General features: G+C 68.4%; 9 protein-coding genes. 6 read left to right on the top strand and 3 right to left on the bottom strand.

Annotation, left to right across the window (positions count from 1 at the left end):
* The 6 genes from RT688_RS14780 to RT688_RS14755 form a co-directional block, all read left to right on the top strand.
* Positions 1-918: cbb3-type cytochrome c oxidase subunit I (locus tag RT688_RS14780; RefSeq protein ID WP_313705614.1), on the top strand; the 918-nt coding region annotated here is incomplete at its 5' end.
* Complete coding sequence (gene cyoC / locus RT688_RS14775) at positions 911-1,549, top strand: cytochrome o ubiquinol oxidase subunit III (protein WP_409521922.1); 639 nt, start codon at positions 911-913, stop codon at positions 1,547-1,549. The genes RT688_RS14780 and cyoC, both read left to right, overlap by 8 nt.
* Entirely contained in the window at positions 1,546-1,953 is a 408-nt protein-coding gene (gene cyoD, locus RT688_RS14770) for a cytochrome o ubiquinol oxidase subunit IV (RefSeq protein WP_313705613.1), read from the top strand. Before cyoC ends, cyoD begins: the two co-directional genes overlap by 4 nt.
* Positions 1,950-2,789, top strand: coding sequence for an SURF1 family protein (locus RT688_RS14765; RefSeq protein ID WP_409521921.1), 840 nt, complete (start codon positions 1,950-1,952; stop codon positions 2,787-2,789). The genes cyoD and RT688_RS14765 overlap by 4 nt, the downstream gene beginning before the upstream one ends.
* Positions 2,773-4,119: an ATP-binding protein gene (locus RT688_RS14760; protein WP_313705611.1), complete on the top strand. Its 1,347-nt coding sequence runs from the start codon at positions 2,773-2,775 to the stop codon at positions 4,117-4,119. The genes RT688_RS14765 and RT688_RS14760 overlap by 17 nt, the downstream gene beginning before the upstream one ends.
* Positions 4,112-4,648 carry a response regulator transcription factor gene (locus RT688_RS14755; protein ID WP_313705610.1) on the top strand — a complete coding sequence of 179 codons (537 nt, stop codon included), beginning with the start codon at positions 4,112-4,114 and terminating at the stop codon, positions 4,646-4,648. Before RT688_RS14760 ends, RT688_RS14755 begins: the two co-directional genes overlap by 8 nt.
* A gap of 250 nt (positions 4,649-4,898) precedes the next feature.
* Here the strand turns inward: RT688_RS14755 and RT688_RS14750 are convergent, their stop codons facing one another.
* From RT688_RS14750 to RT688_RS14740, 3 genes are read right to left on the bottom strand one after another with little or no spacing between them, the layout of a single operon-like run.
* Complete coding sequence (locus tag RT688_RS14750) at positions 4,899-5,225, bottom strand: DUF5710 domain-containing protein (protein WP_313705609.1); 327 nt, start codon at positions 5,223-5,225, stop codon at positions 4,899-4,901.
* Positions 5,226-5,279: 54 nt separating this feature from the next.
* On the bottom strand, positions 5,280-5,975 hold the full coding sequence (gene kdpE, locus RT688_RS14745; protein WP_313705608.1) for a two-component system response regulator KdpE: 696 nt from the start codon (positions 5,973-5,975) through the stop codon (positions 5,280-5,282).
* Entirely contained in the window at positions 5,972-8,689 is a 2,718-nt protein-coding gene (locus RT688_RS14740) for a DUF4118 domain-containing protein (protein WP_313705607.1), read from the bottom strand. The genes kdpE and RT688_RS14740 overlap by 4 nt, the downstream gene beginning before the upstream one ends.
* Between the last annotated feature and the right edge of the window lies 1 nt (position 8,690).

Here is an 8,690-nt window from a genome sequence, read left to right as displayed (position 1 = left end):
ATGATCATCTCGATCCCGACCGGCGTGAAGATCTTCAACTGGCTGTTCACCATGTACCGCGGCCGCATCCGCTTCGAGCTGCCGATGATGTGGACGATCTCGTTCATGCTGACCTTCGTGATCGGCGGCATGACCGGCGTCATGCTGGCCATCCCGGCGGCCGACTTCGTGCTGCACAACTCGCTGTTCCTGATCGCCCACTTCCACAACGTGATCATCGGCGGCGTGCTGTTCGGCCTGTTCGCCGGCATCAACTACTGGTTCCCGAAGGCCTTCGGCGTCAAGCTGAACCAGTTCTGGGGCAAGGTCTCGTTCTGGCTGTGGTCGATCGGCTTCTGGTTCGCCTTCATGCCGCCGTACATCCTGGGCTTCATGGGCGTCACCCGCCGCATGAGCCACTTCGAAGATCCGGAACTGCAGCCGCTGTTCATGATCTCGCTGTTCGGCACCCTGATGATCGCCGGCGGTATCGGCGCGCTGCTGATGCAGTTGTTCATGACCTGGAAGAACCGCGACCAGCTGCGCGACGTCACCGGCGACCCGTGGGACGGCCGTACCCTGGAATGGTCGACCTCGTCGCCGCCGCCTGACTACAACTTCGCCTTCACGCCGGTGGTGTACGACAACGACAGCTTCGCCGACATGAAGAAGAACGGCTGGAAGCGTCCGCTGAACGACTACGTCGAGATCCACATGCCGAAGAACACCTGGGCAGGTTTCGTGATCGCCGCGCTGTCGATGGTGATGGGCTTCGGGATCATCTGGCACATGTGGCTGCTGACCGGCGTGTCGTTCGTCGCCATGATGGCCGCGATCATCGTCCACACGTTCAACTACAAGCGCGATTTCTACATCTCGGCCGAAGAAGTGACCCGTACCGAGAACGCACGTACTAAATTGCTGGAAGCTCATGTCTAACAATCACGCAACCACCATGAACGGCGCCGTCGGCGGCGCCGCCGCGCGCGAGTACCACGTGCGCGAGCATCATCCGGAGAACGGCACCCTGCTGGGCTTCTGGATCTACCTGATGAGCGACTGCCTCATCTTCGCCTCGCTGTTCGCGACCTACGCCGTACTGGGCCGCAACTACGCGGGCGGCCCGACCGGGGCCGAACTGTTCGACCTGCCGCTGGTGGCCATCAACACGGCCTTCCTGCTGGTCTCGTCGATCACCTTCGGCTTCGCGATGATCTCGGCCCAGGCCAAGAAGCTGGGCGCAGCCCAGCTCTGGCTCGGCATCACCGGCGTCCTCGGCCTGTGCTTCCTGGGCCTGGAACTGTACGAGTTCTACCACCTGATCCACGAAGGCGCAGGTCCCTCGCGCAGCGGCTTCCTGACCGCGTTCTTCTCGCTGGTCGGCACCCACGGCCTGCACGTGCTGTTCGGTATCGTGTGGCTGGTGACGCTGATGTTCCAACTGGGCAAGCACGGCCTGTCGGTTGAAAACATGCGCCGCCTGTCCTGCCTGTCGATGTTCTGGCACTTCCTGGACGTCGTCTGGATCTTCGTGTTCACCTTTGTCTACCTGATGGGAGTCCTGCCATGAGCGCCCACCACCACAACGACGCCCTCCATGGCCACGGCCATGGCGACGAGCCGGGCGTGCACTACAGCCTGAAGGACTACACGATCGGCTTCGTGCTGGCCGTGATCCTGACCGTGATCCCGTTCTGGCTGGTCATGGGCAACGTGCTGCCGCCGGAGACGACCAAATTCGTCATCCTCGGCTTCGCCGCCGTCCAACTGGTCGTGCACATGGTCTACTTCCTGCACCTGAACGCGAAATCGGAAGGCGGCTGGAACATGATGGCGCTGATCCTGACGCTCATCCTGCTGGTGATCGTGCTCTCGGGCTCGATCTGGGTCATGTACCACATGAACGCCAACATGATGCCCGGCATGGGCGACGCCGCCGCCGTGACCGGTCACGGCATGCACGACATGCAATGATGTCGATGCACGGTCAAGCAGCCGTCCGGCCCCGCAGCCTGGGCCGGGCGATCCTCGCGATCCTCGGGCTGCTCCTGATCGTGCTGTTCGCGGGGCTGGGGACCTGGCAGGTGGTTCGCCTGCAGTGGAAACTGGCCCTGATCGAACGTGTGGAGTCGCGCGTGGGCGCGGCTCCCGTTTCCCCGCCCGCACCCGAACGCTGGGCTCAGGTATCGAAAGAGTCCGACGAATACCGGCACCTGCGTCTCGCCGGCCGCTATCTTTACGACTACACCACGCCGGTCCAGGCGGTGTCCGAACTGGGCGCCGGCTTCTGGCTTCTCACTCCCCTGTGCACCACCGACGGCACCATCGTCCTGGTGAACCGCGGCTTCATTCCCGCCTCCGGCAATACCGCGCAGCGCTATCCCGCGCGCCGCGCCGAGGGCAACCCCTGCGCCGCCGCCACCGGTCCGGCGCACACGCTGACCGGCCTGCTGCGCATCGCCGAGCCGGGCGGCGGCTTCCTGCGCGATAACGACCCGGCGCGCAACCGCTGGTTCTCGCGCGACGTCGCGGCCATCGCCGCCGCGCGCGGCTTGTCCGACACCCCCTCGAATGGCGGCCAGCTGGTCGCTCCGTTCTTCGTCGACGCCGCCCGCGGCCAGGACCCTTCCGGGGCCCCGGACCAGCCGGTCGGCGGCCTGACGGTCATCTCCTTTCAAAACAATCACCTCGTGTATGCGATCACTTGGTATGCTCTGGCCTTGATGGTTGCCGGTGCTTGGTGGTATGTTGCGCGCTCCGGCGCAAAAGGGGAGGCCGCCAGGCCCGACAACAATGGCAGTAAAGTTTGATCTACTAACAAAAATAACGCCGTCGATCGCACCCGCGCTCGAGGCGAACGTCGAATACGTCGCCGGCCACCAGAACATGCTGCAGCTCATCGAGCTGCGCTGGATCGCCGTCGTCGGCCAGGTGACGACCATCGCCGGCGCGATCCTGCTCTTCGACATCAACCTGCCGCTGGTGCACATGCTGCAGGTACTCGCCTGCCTAATCGCGTTCAACATCGCCAGCCACCTGCGCTGGCACGAGAAGAAACCGGTGTCGAACGCCGAGATCTTCATGGCCCTGCTGGTGGACGTGGCGACGCTCACCGTCCAGCTTTACCTCTCGGGCGGCACCACCAATCCCTTTGCTTTCCTCTACCTGCTGCAGATCATCATCTCGGCGGTGCTGCTGGAAGCCTGGTCGACCTGGACCATCGTCGTCGTCACCCTGGTCTGCCTCGGGCTGCTGGCGGTGTTTGCCCAGCCGCTCGCGCTGCCCTTCGACCATGCGCGCGGCATCGCCAGCCTGTACGTGCAGGGCATGCTGATCTGCTTCGCCCTGAACGCGGGCCTGCTGGTGATCTTCGTCTCGCGCATCAGCGGCACCGTGCGCGCCAAGGCGGCCCAGCTGGCCGAGCTGCGCCAGCGCGCGGCCGAGGAAGAGCACATCGTGCGCATGGGCCTGCTGGCGTCGGGCGCGGCGCACGAGCTGGGCACGCCGCTGGCGACGCTGTCGGTGATCCTGGGCGACTGGAAGCGCATGCCGGAGTTCCGCAACAGCCCGGTGCTGCTCGAGGAGATCGGCGAAATGCAGACCCAGCTCCAGCGCTGCAAGTCCATCGTCAGCGGCATCCTGCTCTCGGCCGGCAAGGCGCGCGGCGAGTCGGCCCTGCGCACCACCATCCACACCTTCCTCGACGGCCTGGCCGAGGATTGGGAAGACAGCCGCCCGGTCAAGGACTTCGAGTACGAGAACCGCATCGTCGACGACATCCCGGTGGTGTTCGACTCGGCGCTGAAGCAAAGCATCGACAATCTGCTGGACAACGCGCTGGAGGCCTCGCCGACCGGCTGGGTCGGGCTAGTGGCAAGCGTCGAGGACGGCATCCTGACCCTCGTCGTGCTGGACCGCGGCGCCGGTTTCGCGCCGGGCGTGCTGGCCCAGTTCGGCAAGCCCTACCAGAGCACCAAGGGCCGTTCCGGTGGCGGGCTTGGCCTGTTCCTGGTGGTGAACGTGGCGCGCACCCTGGGCGGCGCCGTCGTGGCGCGCAACCGCGAGGAGGGCGGGGCGCAAGTCACGCTGACGATCCCGCTGGCCGCGATTTCCCTGGGCGGGGAGGGCGAGCATGTCTGACACGCCGGTCCTGCTCATCGTCGAGGACGACGAGGCCTTCGCCCGCACCCTGGGCCGCTCCTTCGAGCGGCGCGGCTACCAGGTCCTGCACGCCCCCGGCTACGAGGAAGCGGCCGAGGTGCTGAAGGACCACAACCCCGGCTACGCGGTGGTCGACCTGAAACTGAAGGGAAATGCGTCGGGCTTGTCCTGCGTGCAGATGCTGCACGCCCACGATCCGACCATGCTGATCGTGGTGCTGACCGGCTTCGCCAGCATCGGCACCGCGGTGGAAGCGATCAAGCTGGGCGCCTGCCAGTACCTGGCCAAGCCCTCGAACACCGACGACATCGAGGCCGCCTTCGGCCACGTGGCCGGCAGCACCGACGTCGAGGTGACCAACCGCTCGACCTCGATCAAGACGCTGGAGTGGGAACATATCCACGCGGTGCTGGCCGAGACCGACTTCAATATTTCGGAAGCGGCGCGCCGGCTCGGGATGCACAGACGCACGCTGGCCAGGAAGCTGGAGAAGCAGCGGGTGAAGTGATTCGCCGCTGTGCGGCGAGCGGTGGGCACGGGGCGCCCACCCTACGGTCGATCGTGGACCCGGACGCCGGATTCGTATCGATCGTGGATCCGGACGCCGAATTCGTATCGACCCTGGACCGGGACGCCGAATTCGTAGGGTGGGCGCCCCGTGCCCACCGGTTTGTCAGCGGCCGAATGGCTCGCCAGGCGACCCCGCTGGGCAGGATTGCCGGGCTGGGGCAGCGCCCCCTCACCCATGGGTAGGCCGCTCACAGCCCCGCCAGCAGCTTGCGCACCGCCTGGTGCGCTTCCAGCCAGCCGCTGTCGACCAGCTTCGGGCGGCACGCGGGGCACTCTTCAAACGGATTGCAGGCGTGCTCCAGCGCGATATAGTTCGTGCCGGTGACCGGCTTGGCTGCACGCGCGTCGCGCGAAGACGGCTCGGCCGCCGCGTCGGCGCCGCCGGCGAGCCAGCGCGCGAAGGGCTCGAGCGCCACGCCGTCCGGCACGTACCAGCTCTTCCGGGTGGGATTCCATCGGGCGCCGAGCGCCTTGGCTTCGTCTTTTTCCGCGTACGGAACTTTCAGTGCTTTCATTACCGCCTCATGTTTCCGAAGCCGGTATTGTAAGCCCTGGCGCGGCAGTCCGGATCAGGGCGCCAGCACCAGCCGGTAGCCCACCGCCGTCTCGGTGACGAAATGGCGCGGCTGGGCCGGCTCGTCTTCCAGCTTGTGGCGCAGGTGGCCCATGTAGATGCGCAGGTAATGCCCGTTCTCGCCATTCGCCGGCCCCCAGACGGCGCGCAGCAGTTGCGGATTGGTCATCACCTTGCCGGCGTTCGCCACCAGTACCGCGAGCAGCTTGTATTCGAGCGGCGTCAGGTGCACGCGCACGCCGTTCTTGCTGACGATGCGCGCGGCGAGGTCGACCTCGACGTCGCCGAAGCGCACCGTGTTGTCGGCCGCCTCGGGCGCGCGCTGGCGGCGCAGGGTGGCGCGGATGCGGGCCAGCAGTTCGCCGGTGCCGAAAGGCTTCGTCAGGTAGTCGTCGGCGCCGGCATCCAGCGCCCGGATCTTGGCCTGCTCGGCGTCGCGCGCCGACAGCACGATGATCGGCATGCCCGACCAGGTGCGCACCTCGGCGATGAAGTCGACGCCGTCGCCGTCGGGCAGGCCGAGGTCCAGCACGACCAGGTCGGGCCGGCGCGTGCCGGCGTCGATCAGGGCGCGTTTCAGCTCTCCGGCCTCGTGGACCTGCCAGCCCTCCTGCTCCAGCGCGGTCCGGACAAAGCGGCGGATCTGCGGTTCGTCTTCCACCAGCAGGGCGGTCGGTCGTGCTTCATTCATGGTTGGTTTCCAGTGTCGGTTTCCAGCTCAGGCGGGTGGAGGTCGGGGAGGGTGGGCGGCGTCCCGCGCGGCAGCGAAAAGGTGATCGCGGCGCCTCCGCCGGCGGCGCGGGCGGCGCCGATGCGCCCGCCGTGGGCCTCGACGATGGCGCGGCAGATCGCCAGGCCCAGGCCGACGCCGGGAAGGTGGGATTCCTGCTGGCCGCGGGTAAACTTCTCGAACAGATCCGCGCGTCCGGCCGGCAGGCCCGGGCCGTCGTCGCTCACCGTGACGTCGACCCAATCCTCGCGCACGCGCGCCGCGATCGTCACCGTGCTGTCAGGGGGCGTGTATTTTGCCGCATTCTCGACCAGGTTGGCCAGCACCCGCTCGATCAGCACGGCGTCGAAGCGCAGCAGCGGCAGCTCAAGCGGGATGCGCGTCGCCACCTTGCGCGGGCCAAGCGCGGCGCGCAGCGGCCGCAGGGCGCTGCCGACCACTTCCTCGAGCGCCTGCCATTGCTGGTTCAGGCGGATGGCGCCGCTCTCGATGCGCGCCATGTCGAGCAGGTTGGTCACCATCACCGCGAGACGGCGCGACTCCTCGTGCAGGGCCTGGGCGCTCTCGCGCTCCCTGGCGGCCAGCGGCGGCTCGGCGCGCAACAGCGATTCGGACAGGCCGACCAGGGCGGTGAGCGGCGTGCGCAGGTCGTGCGACAGCGCCGCCAGCAGCGAGTTGCGCAGGCGCTCGGATTCCATGTTCACCAGGGCGCCTTGGGCCACCTCGATGTAGTGCACGCGTTCGAGCGCGATCGCCGCCAGGGCGGCATAGGTGTCGAGCTGGCGGCGCTGCTCGGGCAGCGGCAGCCAGCGGCCGCCTTCGGGTGCGATCGCCAGCACCCCGCGGGTGCGCATCGGCGCCACCAGCGGCAGGTAGAACAGCGGACTGCCCGGCAAGGTATCGGTGCCGTGGCCGGCTGGACTGGCGCGGTCGTAGGCCCATTGGGCGACCCCGGGGTCGAAGCCGTCCAGCGGCGCGCCGGCGTCCGGAATCAGCTTGCCGTCCGCGCCCGGCAGCAGCAGGACCGCGCGCGCGCCGAAGGCACGCGCGATGGTGGCGCGCGTGGTCTCGAGCACCTGCTCGTTCTGCAGCGCACCCGACAGTTCGCGCGCAAATTCGTACAGCGCCTGGGCGCGCGCCTCGCGCCGCCGCGCCACGCGCGCCTGGAAGCGCAGGCCGGCGGTCAATTGGCCGGTGATGAGGCCGACCGCCAGCATCACGCCGAAGGTGATCAGGTACTGGACGTCGGAGACCGCGAAGTCGTAGCGCGGCGGGACGAAGAAGAAGTCGAAGCTGGCCACGCAGACGCAGGTGGCCAGCACCGAAGGCCCGCGTCCAAAGCGTACCGCCACCAGCAATACCACCAGCAGGAACAGCATGGCGATGTTCGCCAGGGCCAGCCAGTGAGTGAGCGGCGTGAACGCGAGGGCCGCGGCCAGGCCGGCGAGGCCGCCCCAGAGGTAGCGCAGCCGGCGGCGCCGGTCCGGGGCCGGCGCGGCAGGCGCCGCAGAGCCTGGCGCGCCGCGAACGCGCTTGCCCGGCGCCGCGCCGCCGACGTCGATCAGGTCGATGTCCGGCGCGCGCCGCGCCAGGCGCGCGTGCAGGCCGGCGCGCCAGCGCGGGAAGCGGCCCGGCGCCGCGCGGCCGAGCACGATGCGCGCCAGGTTGTGGGTGCGCGCATAGGCCAGCAGGGCCTGGGCCACGTCGGCGTCCGGCAGCACTTGGGTGGTCGCCCCCAGCTCCTCGGCCAGTTTCAGGACGCCGTGCGCCGCTTCACGCCGGCTCGCCGGCAGGCGCTGCAGCGCCGGCGTCTCGACGTAGACCGCGTGCCAGGCGCAATCGAGACGGGCCGCCAGGCGCGCGCAGTTGCGCACGACCTGTTCGCCGCCATTGCCGGGACCGACGCAGGCCAGCAGGGCGCCGTCGGTCTTCCACACCGGCGCGATCGCCTGCGCGACGCGCCAGGCGCGCACGTCTTCCTTGACGCGCTCGGCGGTGCGGCGAAGGGCCAGCTCGCGCAGGGCGATCAGGTTCCCCTTGCGGAAGAAGTTGTTCGACGCCCGTTCGGCCTGCTCGCCCTGGTAGACTTTGCCGGCGCGCAGGCGGCCCAGCAATTCGTCGGCCGGCAGGTCCACCAGGACAACCTCGTCGGCGTCGTCGAACACCCTGTCGGGGACGGTTTCGCCGACCGCGATGCCGGTGATGCCGGCCACCACGTCGTTCAGGCTTTCCAGGTGCTGGACGTTCACCGTGGTGAAGACGTCGATGCCGGCGGCCAGCAGCTCCTCGACGTCCTGCCAGCGTTTCGGGTGGCGCGAACCGGGCACGTTCGAATGCGCCAGTTCGTCGACCAGGATCAGGTCGGGGCGCGCCGCGAGCGCGGCGTCGAGGTCGAATTCGGGCAGCTCCCTGCCGCCCCAGGCCAGGCGCCGCGGCGCCAGCACGTCGATCCCGGCCAGCAGCGCGGCGGTGTCGGCGCGGCCGTGGGTCTCGACCACGCCGGCCAGCACCCGGCGGCCCTGGGCCGCCAGCTTGCCGGCATCCTGCAGCATGGCGAAGGTCTTGCCGACCCCGGCCGAGGCGCCGAAATAGATGCGCAGGCTGCCGCGCGCGGCGCGGCTTTCCTGCGCGCGCATGTGGGCCAATACGGCGTCGGGATCGGGGCGGCTCATCATC

The organism is Massilia sp., from assembly GCF_032106685.1.
Taxonomy (GTDB): Bacteria; Pseudomonadota; Gammaproteobacteria; order Burkholderiales; family Burkholderiaceae_D; genus Telluria.
This window is presented reverse-complemented; position numbering and strand designations above follow the sequence as displayed.

What these genes read in the sequence shown, in the direction of transcription:
- cyoC (WP_409521922.1), top strand. Translation starts at nt 911, where the DNA reads ATGTCTAACAATCACGCAACCACCATGAACGGCGCCGTCGGCGGCGCC.
- cyoD (WP_313705613.1), top strand. Translation starts at nt 1,546, where the DNA reads ATGAGCGCCCACCACCACAACGACGCCCTCCATGGCCACGGCCATGGC.
- RT688_RS14765 (WP_409521921.1), top strand. Translation starts at nt 1,950, where the DNA reads ATGATGTCGATGCACGGTCAAGCAGCCGTCCGGCCCCGCAGCCTGGGC.
- RT688_RS14760 (WP_313705611.1), top strand. Translation starts at nt 2,773, where the DNA reads ATGGCAGTAAAGTTTGATCTACTAACAAAAATAACGCCGTCGATCGCA.
- RT688_RS14755 (WP_313705610.1), top strand. Translation starts at nt 4,112, where the DNA reads ATGTCTGACACGCCGGTCCTGCTCATCGTCGAGGACGACGAGGCCTTC.
- RT688_RS14750 (WP_313705609.1), bottom strand. Translation starts at nt 5,225, where the DNA reads ATGAAAGCACTGAAAGTTCCGTACGCGGAAAAAGACGAAGCCAAGGCG.
- kdpE (WP_313705608.1), bottom strand. Translation starts at nt 5,975, where the DNA reads ATGAATGAAGCACGACCGACCGCCCTGCTGGTGGAAGACGAACCGCAG.
- RT688_RS14740 (WP_313705607.1), bottom strand. Translation starts at nt 8,689, where the DNA reads ATGATGAGCCGCCCCGATCCCGACGCCGTATTGGCCCACATGCGCGCG.